This window comes from Paraferrimonas sp. SM1919 (genome assembly GCF_010993985.1).
In the GTDB taxonomy this organism is placed as follows: domain Bacteria; phylum Pseudomonadota; class Gammaproteobacteria; order Enterobacterales; family Shewanellaceae; genus SM1919.
In genome coordinates, this window is the sequence record NZ_WINH01000009.1 from 116,483 (window position 1) to 141,315 (window position 24,833).

The following is a 24,833-nucleotide window of genomic DNA, read 5'->3' on the forward strand; positions in this document are numbered from 1 at the left end:
CTATTTCTTTCCCTTACTGCTGCCTCCTTTAACAAACACTTCCATTGATTGTGAATTTTTAATGGCCTTATTTTGTTGCCCTTGATTTAATGGTGCATGTTGCTCTTCCACATAAATCCAATCCGCGGACTGAGCATCATCACGATAAAGAAGAGCCTCAGAATTATCCCTTAACATGGCTGACAGTTGACCACTTTCGATATCAATAATAAAAGTATCAAGCTCAGTTAACTGAGGTTCCTCTTCAGAGTAAACCTCAACTGGCTGGGAATGCTCAGACAAATCAGAACCTTGCATCTCATAATAAGCTTCAGCCATAACGACAGAATCATCAACTAAGCCCTCCGTCTCGGCAAAAGCTTGGTTTTGATACTGAACTTCCGCGCTATCTGCGATGAGGTCAACCTCAGTAAGGGCTTGCTGAGATAGATTTAGTTGAGCACTGTCCCCTTCGCCCACACGACCATGTTGATCCAAGTCGGCCCCAAGGTTGTTGTAGCCATCAAGCGTATCTTTTAAACTGTTGATCACGTTATTGTCAGCACTGGCTAAAGCCAAGTTAACCTGATTAATCAAGTCGATTGCCGTAATTGGGTAGTCAACGCCTTGATGCAAGGCATTTAATAAACCTGCTACCGCATGACGCAACAGTGCATTTTCCTGACCGCCCTTCAGATTTAATGCTTCAAGTAGCGTTAAATTCTCTAACTGGTAGCTTGCAGGAATATCGAACACACTCGTAGCAAGATCGTTTGGACTGAAAATTGGATTGCCAAAACTGTCCGTTGGCCAAGCCTGGGCTTGCCAATTTTCAGCATTGTTTTTCCAGAAACCAGGGGTTAGGCCTTGTTGCCCTGTTTGTTCAGTATGAACAGAGTGGGCATTGGTATCTGAGTCTGTCACAGTTTGGCCATCTTGTATGACCGTTACCGTAGCGGTATTAATGTAACTGCTTTGAGTAGCTTGATATTCCAACACTGGTGCAGATGAGAACAACCAAGTTTCGTTAACATCAAGATAGCCATCACCATTACTGTCACCCGATAGATAACTTGGGGTAAAGTCATCGGCAGTATCAACCGTACCATGGTCATCCACGATGATTAATGACGAGCCATCAAGTGCTGCCTCGCCAGTGTTGCGTACCAAATAGGTCCAAACAATATCTTGACCTTGCAGTAACCATTGGCCCGAGCTATCAGCATCTTCAGCAGCCGTTGGGTTGAGAGGATCGAGTGCATTAATGGCTTTTTCTATATCTACCCCTAACACAGGCTCTGCAACGGCTAAGATATGGTGGTTCGCATCGGAATCAGTAACCGTAAGCTGATTAATGTTCGCCGTGACTGTGGCCACATTAACGTAGTGCTCCTCTGAAGCTTGATAGTCAATGGCCGCAGAGTTAAATAGCCACACTTCACCCGCATCGAGTAGACCATTATCATTCACATCACCACTTAGGTAGCTGGCGATAAAGTCGTCGCTAGTATCTATCGTGCCATGATCATCAATAACAGTGATGTTCGCTAGAGGAGTATCCCCAGTGTTGCTAACACTGTATTGCCAAACTAACTGCTCATCCAGTTCAACCACCACCGCTTGTTCAAGGGTATCAGCGTCCAGTCCATTTAAGGTTTTCTCGATATTAATGCCGATTTGCTGGCTACCAATATTATGATAATTGGCATCAATATCAGTCACACTCACCAACTCACCGTCAATTTCGGCATTCGCCGTTGCTCTGGCCACGTTTTTATAACTCGATTGGGCAACATAATTGACTACACCTGCTGAGGTGAATAACCAGGTTTCATTGACATCTAACAAACCATCGTTATTGTCATCACCGCCAACATAAGCCGCTTCAAAGCCGTCACCTTGACCAGCGAAATCATCCACCACAATCACATCTGCTAAAGCCGTGTCGCTGGCGTTGGTGACTAGGTAAGTCCAGACCACATCTTCACCGGCTTCTAAACTGGCCGCTAAAGAGAGACTATCGGCATCTTCAAACACCGTAGGTTGCCATGGGTTAACGGCATTAATGGCAGTTTCAATATGAATAGCGGCAAGATCTTCATATATCTCAGTAGAAACCGTACCCGAAGGTGTACTTCCATGGGCAGTTTGCAATGGTGCAAGCTGTCTATCGTCTTCTGGCGCACCTGCAGTATCAAAATCACCCGATGGCGTATTACCCGGTTGCGGATCCCTTGGGGCGCCATGCACATCAGCCCATTCTGGGTCATCTTGAGTAACTAAGCCAAGCTCACCATATGGTTCAAGCATGCTTCTGTCACTACCTGACGCTTCACCCAATGCTTGTAAAAAGTCAACCACATGTGGCGATGGTGAGCGAATGATGGCCTGATTACCAAAGCGTGCAAACGGCACAATAAAGCTGTTGTATTCACCGGTCCAATCGAACATGCGATCGGAGCCTGTATTACCAATTAAGACGTCACGACCACCACCACCGTAGGCGAAATCAGCTGCCCCTGCGGTTTCATCTGGGTTAGTGGCATCATCAGAGGTATCGTTTAGGCCGCCATTGGTATTGAGATTATCATCCAATTGCAGGTAATCATCCCCAAAACCACCAAATAAGCGGTCATGACCGGTACCACCAAATAGGGCATCGTTACCTAAATCACCAAATATTCTATCCTTACCATCATGAATGAGATCGCCATTGGCGGTGAAAGATTCAAAATTTAATAAGAAGCCTTCCATTTTTTCTAATGGGTTATCGGCATCGTAAAAATCAAGCTTGCCGGTTTCGGCGTCGTAAACAAATGGGCTCGCCGCTAATGCTCGAGTATCACGATAAAAATCGAATAGAGCTTCAGCACCTGAGACTGCATCATCACCCGCACCCGCATGGATCCAATCATCCCCCAGACCACCATAAATCACATCTGAACTGCCTTGCTCCCAGTTGATTAAATGGGCAGTTTTCTTAATGTAGCCATCCAAATCAACCCAAGCTCCAGTCCAAGGCCCTGGTATATCGATAAAGTGCTCTTCACCAGTTCCCATACCGTAAAGTGGTTCAGCAATACCAATTCGGTTGGTAAGAATAAGGCCATCATCACCGATAATGCCATCTTCTCCACTGCCGCCGAAAATTTTATCCAGCCCGGTACCGCCATATAAATCATCATCCCAGCCATTACCGTAAAGCACATCATTGCCGGTCATGCCTTGGATAACATCATCGCTATCCTCACCCATGATCAGGTCTGAGGCGCCTAAGTCTGTGTCATTGCTTAGGCCATAGCCGTAATCCAAGAGCACAAAAGCCCTAGGGATCACTTTAAGCTCACTTCTTAATTGGGTATTTTGTGGGTCTTGAGGATCTGAACCGATATCTTCTGAATTATCATATTCAAAACTTAAGAATTGGGTATCAAGGTTATCGTCGATACTTACTAGGCGGAATAAGTTAGCGTTATCCCCCATAATATAATCAGCATCGAAGGCATGCTCGGCGATTTGAGTGTTACCAAGGTTATCAACCGATTCACCATTTTGCCCCATTTGATTACGTACAATGCGCGAGCCATCACCACCAAATAAGATATCCGAGCCTGTGGTTCTAGCAAAGCTGGTGTCTAACCCGTAAAGACTCGAGTTATCCCCTATGATGTCATCTTGGCCTAAATTACCAAAGATAACATCATCGCCGCCGTTCCCTTCTATGTAATCATCGCCATCATGCTCGAGACTTTCAAATGAGGAAATAACAAATAGAGAGCCGTCAATATTTCTAGAAGCTTGAGAGTCCGTAGGCGCAGCGACGGTACCAATGGAGCCATCACCTTGGATAATATCATTACCCAATTGACCAAATATCACATCATCGTCAAAGCCACCGGCAATATAATCATCGCCATATAAACTGTTGTCGGTGTCATTAGCATGATCCATTACCACAATTTGGCGGGCGGCTGTACCATTAGGACTTTGCAGTAGGTCCGCTTGAAGCTGGGCTATGCCCATATCGTCATAAATGGCTGAACCAGACAACAGTTTTATGCGTGGGTTATAGCTATCACCTCGACGAAGGATCACACCGTTATCACCAAGGATAACGTCATCGCCCTTACCGCCATCAAGTCTATCACCTGCATCTTGGCCTAAGGCAACATTATGGCCACCCCAAATATCGTCGTCTTTCGAGCCACCAAAGATAGTATCTCTGCCCTGCTGACCCATTAGGATATCTTCACCATCGCTGGCTAATTCTATGTTGCTATCAAGGGTAATAAACTCATCACCATAGATAACATCATCACCACCTTGGAAGTGGTTTTGGGTGTAGATTGACTCAAACATAAAGGGGTGATCGGCAACCGGCATCGACATTGGCAGCATTTGGCGGTCAATGGCTTGGCCATCGATATTAGTCACGACATAACCAAAATCACCAAACACCAGATCATTAGCTTGATCCCCATGCAAGGTATCTCCTAGGCCACCACCGATAATAATATCGTTACCAAGGTGACCGTAAATAACATCTTGACCGCCATTTTCAGGGTCGTAGCTGCTTATTTCTACCACTTCTTCAGTGGTAAGAAGTTTGACTTCTGGTTCGATATTTTGAGTAATAATGCCGTGATCACCAAAGATAATATCGTCAAAGGCACCCGTGGCTTGCTCATCAATTAAGCTGATATCGCTAACATCAACAAAGTCACCATAAATGACATCATCGCCAGCTTGCAGATGGTCGAAATTAACACTAGTGCTGGCATTTATCACTGGTATGGTTAGCACCCGAGTGATTACATTGACATTAACTCCAGAATCACCATAAATGTGATCATTACCTGCTTGACCAATAATGACATCATTGCCCGAACCACCCGCAAGATGGTCGCCCGCTTGCGAACCAATAATGGTATCGTTACCTCGACCACCGTAAATGGTCACCCCAACACTCGGTAGATCGGTTATGGCAACACCCGCAAATACGGCACTGGCATCAATCACATCATTTCCGTGATAATCAAACTGGCTGGCCAATGGATAATCAAAAATTTGATCTTCAGCAGAAGGGCTTTGTGGGTTCTGTTGTTTATCTCCAAAGTTGCCTTTATCGGCAATACTAGCTAAGCCGTTGTAGTAACTGCCATCTTGGGAAGTATCGCCATAAATTACCAATGGTGAGTCTGGGCCAGCACCACCAGTAACCACAATATGGTCACCGCCGACTAAGGTTTCACCCTGTGGATTAATCACGGCAATATTAGTAATGCCCGTGCTATTGCCCGCCTGTGGCAATTGACCATTGATAGACGCTAATTGCAATTGGTCGCCATTAACCGCTATCACTTCAAACACCCCGTGGCTACCCGCATCTAAGGTTAGGGTTTGACCTACTTCAACTCGTGCATCTTGCCAGTCCCTGCCATCGCCACGAGTTAAACTAAAGCCAGCATTGATTTGTTCTAAAGTGCTGGCAAAATCAAACTCAAGGTATTGGTTACCGCCACCATGGATCACAGTAATGCCACCATGGTCAGCTTCAGTATGCAGAGTATCTGTCACCTCCACATAGTCGTTACCCATACCCATAAATAGGTTGAGTACCTCAAATTCACTGTCTGTAGGATCGGTAGTTTGTAAATTACCAAACACAATCCCAGCCGGTAAATCATTCGATTCACCAAAAGCAGTAACAGGAAAACTCAGGCTGTTATTAAGGTTTAAGCCAGTGATCGCAGCTCCTGACACTGCAACCTCTAAATTTTCTTGGGAGTTGTCATTATAAACATTAAGAGTATCAATTTGAGTCAGTTCATCAGGTTGTATAGCGATCCCAATAAGAGGGCCATTAGTTTCACCAGGAAGCATGATTGCTTCTTGTAAAGAACGCTCTCCTAGTACCCCGCCTACAAGTTCTAGCGGCCCCCTGAGGTTGTACGCCAGGGTATTAGCGTTTTTAGAAAACTCTTTTTTAAATTGTCTATCTACTGGTTTATCATAATCTGCATCGGCCTTAACGGTAATGGTGACCTCATTAAACCAAGCATCAGCGCTGTTTTCATCGGCACTAAAGGTCACACTTGCCGCTAAGCGAGTTACTGTGGCAATGGTGGATAAATCCACTAATTCATCGATTGCCCTAAGGGTCATCACCTGATCATCGCCATAGGCACCATCACCATCATCGAGTAACACCACTTTATAGTCACCATTATTACCCTGAGCATCGGTCACGCGAATAATTTGGCCCTCACTAAAGCCATCTTCACTCCAAGAGCCCTCGCTACGAATAATAGTGTCACGCTCTACGAAGCCTACTGGCACAGTTCCTGTATCAACAAAGGTCAGTTGCCCTTGATAATAACCGTCTCTTTGAGCGCTAAATAACTGCACCTGCTGAGCCTGTTCGGCAACAAAGCCATTAAAGTCGTTCGATTGTGCAAAAGTGATGGTTTGGCCATCATTACTGATGCTTTCAATTTGAATAAGCTGGTAGCCATCAACATCATTATTGCTGCTACCACTAATTTGCAGCCATTGCCCTGCCTCAAGTCCAGCATCAAAGAAGTTACCTTCAACCTCGCGAGTAGCAGTCATACCATCAAAGGTAATTCCGCCACTGTACATAGTGGTGGTGTCGATATGGCCAATCTCGGTTAAGGTCACTCTGTTAGACAGGACAACATCGGTTTGACCATCGGTAATAATATTAATGGTAACATCAGCATCAGGCGCAGAAGTCAGCCTTAGGGTGTAGTCATCCGAATTTGAAGAATCGGTAGCATTTTGGATCACTAGGGTATTAGCATCACTTTCGCTAACGATCACTCCTTTGGATTCATTATCAATCACATCCACATCAAGCAGCACGGTTTCAATATTTATGCTGTTATCTTGGATACCATTTTGATCATAAACCGTTACTTGGTGCTCAATGACGCTGTAGGACTTATCTTCTGTGGCATCATCATCAATCGCAGTAATGATCATGTCAATTGGTTGCTGCCAGTTCGCACTGGTAAAGGTGACCGTATTATCAGTGGCATTAAAGCGAGAATCACTGCTTGACCAAGTGATCTCTGAATAACCACCGGGGGCAATCAGTTCGCTCAGTTGCACCACCACCGTGCTGCCTGCAGCAGGTGCGGTGCTTAGACTTAATTGATAGTTATCCGCGATCCCCTTACCTGAGCCAATATCACCCTCTAACACTAAACTGGAGTTATTGGTTTCAGTGATTAACAATTGTGGTAAGTCATCATCAATCACATTCACTTCAACATTGCGAACTGCAACCTGATCGAAAATACCAAGTTGTTGATCTTGAACTGCAGCATCAGTGATCACTGCCCCATCAATTTCAACTAAAGTACTGTGGCTAATGGTAACAGTACGAGCCCCTTCTTGGGCATCATCAGGTGCGGCTTGCACAAACACATTTTGAGCCTGATCGTAATTAGTATGATCAAAGCGCAGCACCACAGTACGGTTATTGCTGGTCTCGTTAACCTGATTGACATCATAACTTCTTTCAAAATCGATATTGGCGTTATTCACACCGAAATCTGAAGTAATTCGAATACTGTCAGCATTTTCTAGATTCGGGATCACACTGCCATCGGCTTCCTCTTGATTGCTTCTAGCTGCTGATATTGTCACATAGACCACAGTACCAATTTCAGGCTGTACCGAAAGCCTTACCGAGTATTGATCATAAATGGAACTCGCTTCGGACACTTCGGTGTAACCGTCTGTTTCCTCTATTACCACCACACCTTCTGTTTCTGTAGCAACATTTAAGTCAATACCGTTTACCGCGACACCGTCATAACCAAGATCGTCAGACAATACATCATGGTTAATGGTACCACTGAGGCCCTCTAACTCCCTTGAGACTATGTCTTCGGTTACATCACTCCCCACATTCATGGTATCACTGCCTAAGCCACCAATAATTCGAGTCGCCACCCCAAACGGTGTACTTAATACGAAGAATTCATCGTCTCCTTCTAGGCCATCGATTTCGAGCATCTCGATTCTATCGAAGCGAACATTGAGACCACCGCCATAGACCCCATCTTTGGTGATCACGAAATCATCGGCAAATTCAGTACCTAAAATAACCACTTTATCGAAACCAGACCCGCCATCAATCGATACCGGTGCATTGATGTTATATTGGATTTCATCGTCGCCTGAGCCGGTATTGACCTTAGTAGTATCTTCTGTGGAGAAGCCCACTTTGGCTTGAGCCACACCCGTGACTGGATCCACAATGATGGTGCCTGCTTTATGATCTGGGTTCAGTGCTTCATCGGCTTCGGTATAGGTTTCGGCTAAGGCAAAAGCTCGAACCACAAATAAATCGTTACCTGAATCACCTTCTAAGCGTAATTCGGCTTTATTGGAGTACACAGTGAACACATCTTCACCACTGCCACCTTGTACAACTAATGGACTGGTATTACCTTGGGATAGATAACCACGGGTTGTGGCAATAATATTCGATTCATCGGCGCCAGAGTTTAGTCTATCCCTTGGTGAACCAAACACATCTGCGGCAGCAACCGTGCCATCATCACGCAGGGTACCGTAGATCTGACCAACCTGAATGTTGTCATCGCCGGCACCGGCATCAATGGTAGTGATAGCAGCATTATCATCAACGGCAAAGTAATCGTTACCGCCTAAACCAAACACATGTAAACGACCATTTAAGTTGGCGTCATAATTAATGCGTTGTTGTTGTTGAGGACGAACAGAGTTATCGCCACTAGGGTCGCTGCTGCGGGTTTGCTCTAAGGTACCATGGAGCAGACTAACGAAAGCCAGAGTGCCATCGTCAAAGGCTTGCTCATCATCAATGATGCCACCATCACTTAGGTCGGTATCAATGTAGCTGGCACGTCTAAACAAGAATATGTCATCGGCGTCATAGGCTTCGCCAGCTAAATCGGTTCCACTTAATGGACTATCGTTACCATAAATATTAAGGATATCTTCGCCATTATCTTTATCACCACTATCAAGCACATTGATCACATAATCTCGATAATCACCTTGGGAGCCAGTGGTAATAACCGTATACAAATCGCTGTTGCCTTGACCATCTAAGGTCAAGGTCAAGCCGTCATCTACCGACATGGTTTGCAATTGGTTCACGGTGAATTCATCACGACCATCTTGGCCTGCTACCTCGTTGTCGCTTAGGGTGTTAAAACGACTACCAAACACTTTGGTTTTGGCATTGAGCTCTGTTTCATTAAAAGTAATTAAATCAACATCATCATTACCATAAATGTGGGTTTGGCCAGTGCCATCAATAATAAAGCTTTCACTATCAACTGTGTCGCGTGTGATCACATTGGTTAACAGGGTCTCGCTATCACTGCCCGTATAAGTGCCGCCTATGGTCCCCCTGAGATCCATATTGGTACCAAAGCCAAGGTCCATATCACCGCTATAGCTTGTATAATCATCACTACCGCGGGCACGTAAACTGTCGCCACGCACCACTATCATGCCAGCGGCAAGTACTAAGGAATTATCTTGGGTGGCAAAGTTATCGCCTATCCATAAGTTAATATCATTGGCGGCGGATATCACCGCTTGATAAACAGTGGTAAACACTCCGGCAGCTTGGAAATCACTTTCTCCAATTAGGCGACTGCCCTTGTCAACAAGGTAGAGATCTTCCGCTGGTGCTGAAGTGTTATTTGGCTCCCCTCGTATTAACTCTGGGGTTGCTGCAGTATCATTAATGGTTAAGCGCACATCACCACCAAGAGCGATAGCGCCTAATAAATTGAGCTCATTATTGGCTTCTGAATAATAAATGCTGCTGTCAGCTTCAATATAAACTCGACCGGCAAAGTCCCCATTAATGCCCGAATCCACATCCAGATCATCACCGCTACTACCCACATCGCCACCATTGGCATCTAAATCAATATTGTTACCGCGCACATTGATATGTTCAGCCGTTAGCTCATCATCATGCCAAGCATCAATTAAGCTACCCGCTAAGGTGGTTAAGCTCACATCCCCAAACGTTGAATAAATATGGTGAATATTCATGTCACCACTGGTTTCAATAAGACGAATGTTATTGGTGGCATCGGCTTTAACCACTCCCGATGTGCTGTAGCTTGAATCAATTTCTAGGAAGTTAAAATCTGCACCAATGCTGTCAACTGCCACCATGGTAATATTGGCCGCCACCACATCAGCACTGCTATCACCTAAATCCCAATTACCAAAAGTACTGGAATCTAAGATACTGGCAGGAGAAATTAACAGCACATCTTGATACTGTGATTGCACTAAGCCCACTCGAAGATCGTCATACTCTTCCGTCAAAGTGATATCGGCATCGGTATGCATATCAATATGCCCCGAGCTTAAAACATCCGTTAAGGCAATAAACTCAATAGTGGTTGAGTCATCGAAACGGCTATCAGCGATAACTTTAATATTCTCGCCAGCCACTAAGCCTGCCGATAAAGGTTGGGCGGTTATTGTTGCATCGATGGCATAACTGCTCTCGCCGCTAAATCTAAACTCCTGCACGTCGCCTAAATCGGCCACTTGGGTATGCATTTCAAAGGTGTAAGTACTATTAAGTACCGTATCACTACCACCGGTATAAGCCGCTCTATCAAGTAAGATATCACCACCATCAGGTCGATAATGACTTGAATACAAGCCCGATTGCCCGGTTTTTTGAATGTGAACTGTAATATGGCCAACGTCATTAGTGGCAGATTGCGCCAATGAGTCTTCTATCACCACATCAATATTGCCGCCAGCATCAAGTTGATCAATATTCACCTGCATATCAGCATGGCTATCATTAACTCGGTACAAGGCTTGAATCGAAGCATAAATATCCTGTTCGGCATTTAAGTGTAAAGATTCAAGCCTAATACCATCGGGATCCCCTTGGTATTCAGGGATAGCCAAGCTGCGCACCAAGTCAATATTCACTCTCGCATTGGCCCCCGCAGCACTATCAGAACCGATGCTTTCTAGGGTATCAATCCTTAATTGGTTGGTCTCTATGCTGTTGTCAGCATCGGTTGCTAACAGGTTACCCTGTTCATTAATGATACGAGTCCAACCCGTAGGATTAATAATTTGCCCTTCATAACCACCCAAGCCGTTAAGAACAATATCACCGCCACCAACACCCAGTTTTTGAATGTCAACAGTAATTAAATTAGGTGAAATAGAATGTTTAAGGCCAAAGCCAAAGCTATTACTATGGGCTCCGCTGTGACCGCCGCTGGTGCTGTCAACATCGGTTAAGTTAGGGCCTGAATCATTATTAGATGCCGTTAGGGATTGCTCGGTATCAATATGAACTAAAGGAGTATCTTGTCCACGGTGGATCATATCAATATCAAGAATATGCATATGATTATTAGAGTGATCAATAATGCTAATGCTTTCTAAGTTATCCCTGAAAATAAAGATAGGATCGCCAGCTTGCTGCTTAATAACTTGCGCTTCTGGGTTACTAAAGACAATGTCTCCATAACCATCGTTGATGGCCTCAACATAGTAGTTATTGCCGGTGATACTATCCCCCACATTAAGCACTTGAGTCAGGGCGGCATCATTCCAAACCTGTACGTTGTTTAATCGTACAATATTGCCATCTTCATCAACCACCAGCTCTGGCTGCCCTTGCTTGCCCCCCAATACCGTCACATCGGCATCCCAATAAATATGGTGATCATTACCTGTGGTATCCACATATAAGGCAAGTGCCTGATCACGATTATTGGCATTTAAGAAATTATTGTAAGTGCTAATATCACTGCTGCGGGTTAAGCCGGTTTTCGTTGCCGTTATCTTACCAGAATTAGCGCGGCTTTCATCACGGGCACCCACTACCACCAATACGTTGCCATTAACATCTAAGGCTTGTGAGGTATTCTCTACCTCAGTTTTATTAAAGCTTTGGGGTGGAATCAACGCCACCGCTTTTTTACCGCCACTGGCACTGGCATCGGCATCACTATGTCTGGTAGTAATATCAACGCCGCGTAAACCGGTAATGGTGGTGGTATTACTGCTCGCACTTGAACCAATATTAATGGCGACATCAGAATTTAATTTTACAATGGCATCGGCGTAGGCTTCGGCATAACCAAATAGGGCGGGGTTAATGGCTTTGGCATAGGCATAGGCATTCCCAGCTATTTGATCGACATCGGCATCAATATCAACCGAGTCACCTTCAATATACACACCGTTGTTAATATCAATCGTGACATCACCATTGATATGCACCCCAACATTGTTTGAGCTGTGGTTATCATCTGAGTTCGCTTTTGCCACTCCACCCCAAGCTTCAGAATATGCATTAGTGCTGCCCGTTGAGTGGGCATTGGCATATAAACCGATGGCATCTACAGCAGTAACAGTCGCGTTATCAGCGATATCAATTTCGTTGGCATAGGTAATTTTTGCGCGGTTATCAACATCGCTTGCGGAACCCAAACCACCGCCTACAGATTTAACTCGAGCGGTAGCATTATGGCCTGAATCAGTGGTGATAATGACATCATTACCTGCGTTAATAGAAGCATTACTGCCGACCTTAGAGTTGGTATTGGCACTGCTAATTTCACTGTCAGCACTGGCTTCACCAAGGGCAACCAAACCGCCTTGCCCGGTATTGGCGTAAGAAGAAATATCTACCGCCGAGTAAGAGTTGATGAATACGCTGCCAGCAGTATTAATGCTTGAAGCATTAATAACCGCAGCAACCGTTGGGGTTGAATCAATGTAAGCTTCAGGACCATTAACCGCAACTGCACCACCGCCACCGCCTAAGGCAGTGGCATTGGATTTACCATTACCTGGTGGGGCAATAACCGAACTAAGCTCAGCGCCACTTTCACTTAAGAATTTAGCATTGGCACCGCCTGAGTAATTTTGCGTTAAATCTAGGGTTAAATCGTGTAAATCCTCACCAACGGTGGCGACTAAGTCCACCCCTAACTCGGCAAGAACTATTGGCTGGGATTGATCATTAGTGGCAAAGTTCACCACGTTTTGCAAAGCACTATCTGTGGTGAGCTGGAAGTTATTACCAGAGGTGACTTTGACATAATAACCCTGGCCATTAATAAAACCACTGACCCCTTCTTCAAATACGTGCTCCCCTTCTATGCCGTTGTGGTCTAAGTTAATTACGCCAGCAGTCAGGGTATTAATATTTAAATTATCAAGGGCGCTACCATTATTCGTACTGCTTAAACTAAAGCTATTGGTATTGGCTGACACCACATAGTATTGGGTGTTATTAGAAGCGTCATACAGGACGTCGCCATTGCTTAAGCCATGGCCATTAATATCAAACTGGGTACGGTAAACATCTGGGTTAGAAGATACCTGAACTTCATTGGTGCTGAAGCCTGTGAAATAATGCTCGGTAAGTTGGAATAAGTCGGCATCGCCTCTTAATGCGTAGTAGGTATTACCACTGTTTAAGCCGCTAATATCATTGCCCGAACTCAAATTGCGATAAATAACCGCATCGCCATCCTGTAAACCATGTCCCTCATAATAAATGTTATCGGCAGCTGCATTATGGACCACGCTAAAATCGTTATTTTCATCGAGCTCAATACCAGGGGAGAATGATTCACCATCGATACTATAAGAACCATTGTAATCATTCACATTCACCACATCTTGGCTGATGCTAATACTGTTATTGGCTAAGAACGTCACCATTTGGCCATGGCTATATTGGCCAGAAGTATTCATCGTTATGGTATTTGATGCTGTATTATAGCTGCCCAATGAAGACGACAATTGACTATCAGTTTTAATACTATCAGCGTAGTTATCCACTAAACGAATTGAGAAGGCATCATAAATAGGGGTATTACCATCTTGGCCGATTTCAATTAGCTGCACATAGAACAAACCGCTGGTTTGCCCCGATGCAAAAATAGATTCGCCATTAGGGGAGCTGTAATAAACCGCGTCACCACTTTGGAAATGATGGGCACCACTGAAGGTCATGGTATTTTGCTGCTCATCAATCCCTGCACTGCCATCTAACGATGCCCCTAGCGCTATGGTATTACCACCATTTTGACCACTGAGCACTCGATATACGCGACCATCCTCAAGGCCGCCTACATTTGTGTTCGCCGAAAACTGCACAACATCACCATCACTTAGGGGGTAATCAAAGACTATGGTGTTGTTAGCGGCGTTAATTGACACTATGGCATCACTGGCTGGCTGCGACGAAGGCACCACATCCACCAAGGCATCCACGGTAATATCGCCACTGGCGTTTATTTGCACTCCTGAATGAATAGTTGCGTTGACACTTGGATCAAACCTAGATTCAGACTTGGCTTGGCCCACTTGCACTAAACCGCCGCCATAGGCACTGGATTTTGAATCGGCTTCACCACGGCCAAAGGCCAGCACATCAATGCTACCGACACTGCTATCTAAGCCAATTTCAGCATTGCTTCCAATAGATGCACTCACATTAACTGAGGTATCAGCATCGGCATTGGCAATACCAATCGCTATTGCACTACCAGATCCCAACGAAACACCGGCATTTGAGGTGGCTCCTAAGGAAGAAGTTCCTGACACTGGACGGGTATTAGCGATAATTTCTATGCTACCTGCTCCGTCAATACTTGCATTGTCTAATATACCAGCCTCGATTGAACTATTATTCATCGCGATAGCATTAGCCTCAGAAACCGTAAACCCAATACTACCTGAACCGCCAGAAATGCTAGCATCACTAAATGAACTTGCATCACTAGTAACACTTATATTTCCGCCATTGACAAAAACATCACCACCAAGGTTTGCAGAAGTTGATGATTCATTTTCAGCAACGGCTTCCGAAGCATTGGTAGATGCTAATCCACTAATAGATAAACTAAAGATTTCAGAAGAAGATTCACTGCTTGATAAAGCAATTAAACTTAAAGATCCTGCATTAATTTCAGAACCACCATTTAACTGAGTTGACGTCTGATGATTGTTGTTGGCAGTTGAAGAGAATGTGGCAACACTTACGCCAATTGAACCACTACCACCTTCGGCATCTGCTAAAGCAGAACTGGAATTGTTAGCAATAAATTCAGCCCCACCAGCGATGTCAGCATGGGCTCCCGCATGCATTCCGGAAAATACCTTACCATCGATGCTAGCTTGAGCATCAATATTGATGCCTGAACCAACTAAGGCAACTGCAGCCCCCACAACGTGTGCATCGGCTTCCCGGTTAGTCGCCCCATAATTATCTTGGGTTGCCATTAATAGTGAATCTGATTCCACTAGAATATTGCCACCAAGAAAGGTATTTACTGAGCCATTAATCTCTGCCAATGGCGACATACTTGAACCCGCTATAATGATAGAACCACTGCCGCCTTCAATTTTCGACAGCACGCTCTCATCAGCCTTAGCGATAACATTAATCGCACCCTCAATATCAACTAAACCATGATTATTATCATCAAAACTCTTAGCGCCATTAGCACCAATATAGGCAGAAACATTGCTGTTACTAATAGCCTCTGCTTTAGCATCGCCTTCTGCTGCAAGCAATCCAACATTAACATGCAACAAGTCAGATTCAACCGTATAGCTATAATCATCTGATTTAAGTTGCTCGGCATGAATACTTAATTCATTACCGATTACATGGGCGCTATCGCCGATATAAGCATGGGTCTCTGAATCTAAAGTGTTACTTAACTCAGCTGCAGCAATGTTAAGGCCAGATACTCCGACTCCAGTTACCTCACTGTTTACCACTGGTGTTGATAACGCTTTAATATCTATATCATCAGCTCTTAAACCGCCGTCAATATAAGCTTTAGTTGTAGCTTCTAACTTATTTTCAATCTCTTGCACACCAATATTAACGGCAGAAACGGCCACGCTAAGTATATCAGTGGTTAAGGTGTGGTTGGCATCGGCGCTTATATTACTGTCTTTGGCGTAAACATTTGTGTTATCAGCAATATAAGCATGGGTATCATTGCTGATATTGGCACCAAAGTTCATCTCAGTTATCGTCGCTAGCCCCACAGAGACGTCAGTAATTTCATTTTTCGATTGGGCAGAACTGTTGGCGTTAATATTGAGATTACCGCCGTTATTGCTGTTTTGATAATCATTAAGATTAACCGAAGAGGCATTAATGCCATCACCAATATAAGCCCAGGTATGACGATCAATAGTTGGCTTGGCTTTTATACTGCTAATGGCTAAACCACCCACATTTACCGAAGCAATATCAGGATCTGAGGTGTTAGTGTCAGTGGCTAAAATATCGATACCACCGGCACTATTAACGGTATTATTACCCGTCATATAGGCCGCTGTTTTACCGCTGATTATTGCATTAAACTCAAGTACTCCAACGCTTACCATACCAACGCTTACTGAATTAATATTTGGATTTGCATCATTTAGTGCTTCAGCGTTTATGGTTAAGCTACCACTGTTAACGTTAACAGTAGAATCATCAACATAAGCTTCTACATTATTGCTTATTGTTTCCTCTGATTTGGTAACAGCTGCACTAAAGCCAACCCCACCCGCTACCGAAACGGTATTTGCATTTGAATGTAAGGTACCCTCTGCTTGAGCATCTACAAGCAAATCTCCTTGAAAAACACTGACTGTAGAGTTTGCGATATAAGCTGATGTATTTCCGCCTAAGTTATTAGAACTAACTAATATTGCCGCTGAACCAGCGATTACACCTGCACTTATTGATAGAGATAAAATATCTGCTGATAATTGGGCCTGATTGAATGATTTAACATCTATTCCAAAAGCCGAAATAACACTTAAAGAATCTGTAATGTGTGCATTTGAAATGGTTTCTATGATATTTCTTGATTCTGTACCTGCACCTGATAATGCCACGCCAGCTTGAGATGCCGCGACTGAAGCCGAAGCGGCAGCACTGACTGCATTTATCTGAGCCCGCTCCGTTGCAGAAATAACAATGCCAGAAGTTGTTATATTCCCCGCGCGCGCTTGAGTGTTACTCGCCCTTGAAATTCCCGCATCTATGACGTTTGCAATAGTATTTTGCGCAATAGTGGCGGCAACAGAAACACTTACTCCTACTGAGGAACCGATGGCTGCCGCAACGGATGCACCAATTGCGTTAGCATTTATCTTAGACTCATCAACTGCGCTAATATCAATGCGCTCTGCACTTATTCCTATTGGAGCACCTTGCACCAAACTGCTATCACCATTGATATAAGCTTCTATGTGTTGGGAAATTTGGTTTATCGAATTAACACCAGAACCTGCTGCTGCAACACCCACTGCGCCACCCGTCACCGCCACTGACGCGGCAACAACATCACTATTAATTTGTGCTATAGAGTTAGCATTGATAATTAAATCTCCAGCACTTTGAATGCTAGAATCTTGAACATAGGCAGAAACGTTACTGTATAAAGCATCATCTTGCTGTAGGTTGCCGTTTTCATCTAAATAATAACCTATAGCATTACGAGCCAAAGAAGCCCCAATAGCAACTCCAACACCAACAGCTCCCCCCCCTACAGAAACCGATGCTGCTACAATTACGGCATCAATGCTTGAGTTATTTGAAGCCAATAGGGTGACATCACCAATACTCGTTGCCAATATAGAGTTATTTATATAGGCGTTGGTGCCTGACAAAATAATATTGGTCGCATCTGCGCCTGCGCCTGAAATAGCTAAACCTAACCCATCTCCCACACCAACACCAATTGATGCTGCAACTGCGACAGAATCAATATCTAAGTTATCTTGAGCTTGTATAGAAATGCTATCGGCTTGGGTAAAACCTGAGTTTGCATCATTGATATATGCGTCAATTTTGTTTGCAAGGGTATTATGCGCCGCAGAGGCGGCTACCGTAATAGCGGCTCCAACACCTGCACCACCACTGAAACCAATCCCTATTGCTAACGAAGCCCCAACTGCATATGATCTCACCCTAGAGTCGTTGCTGGCAAATATACTGATGTCATCAACATTAACGCCATTCGCGCCATCGCCATCAATAAATGCCGCGACTGTATTTGCAATTGTGTTATAGGCACCCACACCGGCGCCACTGCCAGCCAAACCAATATTTCCGCCACCCACTGCCGCGGAACCCGCCACTACTATGGCATCAATGGATGCATCCATAGTTGCGCTTTGATTTAACTGATTTGCACTGACACTAGAGTTCGCTAGGTAGGCCTGAACCTCTGACAAAGGTTTATCCAAGTTATCGGTTCGATTGCCGTCTAAGTCTTCACCAATTAAATTCTTGGATTCTGCCGCGCCAATAGAAACGCCCACACCTGCAGCACCTACGCCGACTGCAGCTGAAGCGGCTAATACCACTGAATTGATCGCTGCGGTATTATCAGCCAGTACATTAACATCTAGGTTACTGCTGACTTCGCTGTTCTCAATAAAAGCATTCGTTTTGGTTAAGATAACGTTAACCGATGAAGCTCCAGCACCACTTAAACCTACCCCAACACCTCCTGCTCCGCCAATTGCGGCTGAGGCAGCCACACTTACAGCGTTTATTGCAGCCTCACGCATCCAGCGACTGCTATCTCGATAGTTTTCATTTGCCAGATTGACATTGACTCTAACCCAACTGCCTGAAGCATAATTTTGGTTATCTAAATTTAAGTTACTATCTGAACCTGTCCACTCATATATTGCACCAATTACTCCACCGCTTGTGTGCCCTTCTGCAACCATGACACGATCACCGCTTTGAATGTCAACTGCACCGTTACTTTGGTAATCATGATCGCCAATATATCGGTAATAAGCGCCTATATCACCGCCATCTGAATGTCCTGCACTTACTTTTACTTTATCTCCAACAACTAATGCTTGAGTGCCGTTATTGCTCTGGTAGTTAGAATTAAAATTAGAGTGGTCTTCGTACACATCTGCACTAACAACAATGTCGCCATTATTTGCAACAACTCCGGCACCACTAGAAGCGTTTTGTATTGAAGCTTCCACCTCATTACTAACTTCGTTGTAAGATAATGCCACGCCAACGGAAATTGCAGCCCCCGCCAAAGCACCACCACCAACTGATAAGGAAGCGCCAACCACATCAGAAGATATATCCGATCTATCTTCGGCAATTATACTAATTGCATCAGCCACAATACCTGGAGAAGTATCGCCAAACATGGCATTTCCATCAATAAAGGCTTTAACACTGGTTGCTATGCTGTTTTGAGAAGCTGCGCCGGAACCACTTGCACCAATCCCTACCTTACCTGCAGCACCTACTGCTGCAGAAGCAGCGACTACCGTAGCATCTATTGACGCATCGTTTGTGGCATTTATATTTAAATCACCATCAGTCGCAACACTGGTATTTTCTAGATAAGCATGCACTTGAGAGCTTTGTTGCTCTAAATTAACTTGTCTCCATAACTTACTATTACCAAAATCCTGTTCAATAAATTGTCCAGAACCAATAAATTCCCATTGAGTATCGTCAGAATAATCAAGGTTTGATAAATCAAAACTACCAGAACCAATAGCACGATAAATACCGTCTGGCTGCCCTGTGCCATTATAATCACTTGCAACCTGAACTAGCTGTCCTTGGCTAACGAAGCTCAAGCCATCAGCAGATTTATGATCAACACTGACATTTTCACCCACATATTGGTATACATCTCCCATGCGTGGGCCAGATAACACTTTTACGGTGTCTCCTTGATCAAGAACGAGTTGCTCAGTAGTAGTATCAGTATCAAAGTCAGCAGAGTAAGAGTGATCGACTCGCCAACCAACTAGGTTCCGCGCCACAGCGGCACCAATTGACACACCGACTCCTGCAACCCCACTTGCACCAACCGCAGCAGACGCTCCCAAAATAATGGCATCCACTAACGATACATCACTAGCAGAAATTAAAATGTCACCTTGGTTACTTAATTTTGAATTGGTTGCGTAACTATTTACTGAAGAATTAATGGTATTTCGCGCCTCTGCACCGGCCCCACTTAATGCTGCTCCAACTTTTGCGGCAAAAGCTGCAGATATTGACGCAGATATAGCAGTCGCGGAGATGGTATTTTCCAAAGATGAATCAATATTGATATCTCCATCACTGGATACCAAAGTGCTATCAATGAAACTAGAAACACTATTGTTAATACTGTTATCAGCCAAACTAACCGCCACACTAACAGAAATAGCAGCAGGGCCGGCCCCTGCAAAGCCTAATGCACCAGCAGCCGTATCGGCAGTAATCGATGAGCTATCATAGGCATTGATGGTGACATTATTGGCGTGAATTTGTGAAGTACCATCACCCACAATATAGGCATTGGTGCCACTGCCAATACGGTTCACCGTTGATGAACCCGCACCAGGAAGGCTAATACCGGCAGTGCCACCGATGCCAATAGCCACCGAGAAAGCCAACACTAAAGCCTCAATTTCATTATTAGAAATGGCTTCTATATCGATATCACCATCAACATAAATGTCTGAGTTCTCGACATAAGCTGACACATTGGCGCTGTCTAATGAGCCATCTCGGTTCCAGCCCACATAGTTTTGTGCCAAAGCAACGCCAATGGAAGCGGAAACGCCGCCTTTAACACCGCCGGCAATGGCAGCCGAAGCGCCCACTACAGTGGCTAATATCGAGGAGGTATTAGTGGCATTAAGGTCGATATTAGTCTGTAAGTAGGAAGTTTCGGTTCCCAATATGCTGTTGGCAATGTAAGCATCGACAGTAGTTAAAATAACATTGGTGGCATCGGCGCCGGCGCCGCTTAGGCCCCCCCCTATCTTACCCGAAGCCGCAACCGCTAATGATGCTGCAACCGCCGTAGATTCTATGCTGGCATTCTCTTGGGCAGTAATAGTAATAGGGGTATTGGCAATAAAGTTATTACCAGTGAGTTGATAACCATCTAACGAGGCACTGACAGTATTGTCTATGGTGTTTTCTGCCAAGCTAACCGCTACACTGGCAGCACCACTTAGATTACCACTGACCACAGCGGCAATGCTGGCCCCTACGGCAATGCTGTTAATTGCCGAGTTATCTATTGCACTTATCTCAAGTGCTGAAGCAAATAAATCTAATGGCGCATTGGTGGTCGCAGCAAGCTGAGCCTGAATACTATGACTGATGAAATTAACTGCGCTAACACCTGCACCACTGAGGGCTAAACCATTTTGACCGCTACCCACAACAGAGGCAGAACCTGCGACCACGATGGCATCAATATCATTAGCCGATAAGGCGGTTAACTGTAATTCACCAACCCCATTATTGGCACTAATCGCGGTATCAGTGATTAACGTGTGGGTTTGCGCTGCCTCTTGGGTTTGACTTGGTAAATAATCGGTATCTAAATCCCAGCCGATCAAATTACGGGCTAAACTGGCGCCAATTGAAGCACCAGCAGCATTTTTACCTGTGGCCGCTAATGAGGCTGAGGCCGATACCACAGTGGCATTAATTGATTTATTACTTTGGCTATTAAGGTTAATGTTTTGCGCACTGGTTAAACTGCTTGAATCCACACTAACGTTAGTTTTAGAGAGCACCACGTTGGTTGACTCAGCCCCTGCACCACTTAATGCAAGACCCGTTTTTGCCCCTAAAGCCACGGCTAAAGAGGCAGCAGTGGCCGTTGCCGAAATACTGGTGAGTTCTCGCCAACGATTTATATCTTGGTAGTCTTCTGCCCCTAAGTCTTGAGCCACCAGCTGCCAATTGCCATCCTGTTCAAAATCAATTGTCGCTAAATCAACATTAGATAGGCCATTTTGTGCTTGGTAGAAGTAATATTTATCATTGACCAGTACCCGAGCAATCTCTCCAGAGTTCACCGTATCCACTTGCTGGCTGGTTTCATCAACAATATAGGTATAAGCCTCACCAATGAACACATAGGCTTGGGAGCCATCTGCAACCACATCCCCTTGGGCTAATACTTGGCTGCCATCTGTGCTTGAATATTGGCTGTTTGGCGCGGCGCTTTCTATCGATTGCGCACTAATAGTAATATCACCCGTATGGCTTTGGATGTCGATATTATCAACCGTCGCTAGGGTTTGATCGCTTAGGTGGTTACGGGCAATGGTTGCCCCCACGCTTATTGCACCAGTGTTGCCACCACTGATTGAACCGGCAACCGCTACCGCTTGGGCATCAGTAACAATATTGCTCGAATTATCGGCTGTCACCTCAACCTGTTGGCCAGTAACCGTATTATTGCCTGATTCACCCAGCATAGCGGCACTGACTTCTGTACCTACACGGTTTTCGGTAAATACCACTCCAACACTTAACGCGGCGCCATTTTTAGGGGTTGCAGAAATACCCACACTGGTCGATTTTACTCGGGCATTAATTTGACTCACCCCAGCAGCGGTGACCGCCACCAACCCAGCATTGGCAATTAAATCTGAATGTTCACTGTAAGCACGAACAAACGACAAGCCTTGGTTCATCTGCTCGTCGGATAGATCTTCAGTGTTGTAATTATTTAGCGTCCAACCAATTAAGTTTCGTGCATAGGAAGCACCGATAGACAGGCTACCACCATTTTGAGTGCCCGCTGCTACCGACACCGCGACACTGTCAACCAAGGCATCAATTTGGTTATCTTGATTGGCGGCAATAATAATATCGCCACTAGTGGCAGTAACATCAGCATTTTTAATAAAGGCTTCGCTGGTATTTAAAATCACATTCATGGCGGTGGCACCGCCACCACTGGCAGCAATACTCTTACCAGGACTCACCTGCACGGCAATGGCTGCCGCTTGCGAGTGCGCATCAATAACAGCCACATCATCAACGCTTACAGAAACATTATTAGCATTAACACTTATGAAATCGGCAATATAGGCTGCTTGTTGATGTTCAATTTGGTTACGACTAGCACTTAAACCAACACTGACACTGCTAGAACTACCGGAACCTAAGCCAACTCCAATCGACAGTACTGGCGCCGCTACATCAGCAAAAATAGCCGAGCTGTCACCGCTGGCCACGACAATATTGCCATTGTTCGCCTCTAGCGACTGACTACCATCACCTTGAATATAAGCGTTGGAATCAAGGTGGCTTTTGTTCATGGCAATAACCGCACCTATGCCTAGGGCATCAGATTCATCAAAGCTTAACGCCGTTACCGTAACCTTAGATTTGGCTTCTGAGTTAATTAGGGTATTCACCAAAGTGGTGACACTAATATCACCACTGCTGGCATTCACATTAGCCGAATCAATATAAGCTTCTACAAAGGAAGGGGAATGACTTCCTATTTCGGTGCCCAATAGTGCATCGGCAGTATTAAATAATATATTCTGACTTTGCCAACCAATACTGTTGAAGGCCAAAGTAAAGCCAACAGAATCACTGTTTGAGGTGGTTTCATTATTTACATTGGCATTAATAACAGAGTTATTCTGTGCAGCCACATTAATTGCCGCGGCATTTAACCCATTAGTATCGGCAATAAAGGCTTCTATTGTGGTTTCTATGGTGTTAGTGGCAATGGCACCATTAATGGCTAAAGACTTACCATCACCATTAATGCCACCACCATCAGAGCTCACCACTGAATCGTTATCTGCGTAAATCACCGCGGTTTGCAGTGCAGTCACGTCAACCGCGCCATCGGCATTAATTTGCTGAACGCCCTCAATGGAGCTTGATACCGCTGATTTGACGCCATTAACCGCAGCAACGCCACCCACCGCAATCGAGTCGGATGACGTCAATTGAATATTAAATTGATCAAATAAACTTTCATCATTCAGACGCAACCACACCAGGGCATCGTTGTAGTTGGCATTAGCGAGATCAATCTCAGCCTCATCACCAATATACATAAAGCTCTGACCTGCCTCACCGGTGACCAGCTGCCAATCGGCAGAGGTATAATCGATCACCGCTAAATTAATGCCATTGGCATCATTTAAATCGGTGCCAACGTACTCATAAACGGCACCTGCGATACCACCGTTAGTGTAACCATTCTCCAGCTGAACACGTTGGGAATTAATGAGTTCTGTTGGTTGTTCAAGGGTAGTAAAGTCTGCCTCTGCCAGATAAACAATATCGCCAACACTAACGGTTTGGCTACCTGAACGGTTGGTGTAATCGTATTCACGAATGACATTATCAAAAAAGTTAGTCAGTAAACCTATTCCATAGTCATTGGTCACAGACTGGAATGCCAACACATTAACGATGGAGTCGATGCCAGCGTTATCTTGGGCATGAATAACAATATCACCGTTAACATCAATCTCGGCATCGTTGTCATTAACAATGCTGGCTTCAACCTCAGTATTCACCAAGTTACGGGTAACCAATGCGCTTACCGACTGACCGCTAGCATCTTTAAAGGCGCTGGCGACAGAGGTGGTTTCATTGGATGTAGTGGCAGATATCGTCGATTTATACACCTCTAGGTAACTGTTACCGTTATCTTCAGCTAAACGAATAAAGTAACTGCTGCCGTTTCTATCCCTAAGTTGCCATTCAGAACCCGCACTAATCACACTCAGTACCAAGGCATCCGATAATTGCAAGCCTTGGTTTAAGAATGCCACCCTTAACTCAAACAATATCGAGTCATTATCTAAGGCATCGACAGCCTGCTCGTCAATATCGGTATCTGTATTATCAGCATCCAGCTCAGCCGCATCATTAAGCTTATTAGCAAAGTCATTGATAAAACTTAACTCATCTAAATCAAACAGTTTTTCGCCACCCGACTCTGCCGTTAAATTTAAGT

At 44.7% G+C, this 24,833-nt stretch carries 1 protein-coding gene (cut by a window edge); it reads right to left on the reverse strand.

From position 1 onward, the window contains the following. On the reverse strand, nucleotides 1–24,833 hold the 3' portion of the coding sequence (locus GFB48_RS07475) for an LEPR-XLL domain-containing protein (protein WP_163933384.1). The gene runs 9,313 nt beyond the window's last position; 24,833 of the gene's 34,146 nt are visible here — the last part of the coding sequence; the start codon falls outside the window, past its right edge — the gene reads right to left on this strand; it ends in the stop codon at nucleotides 1–3.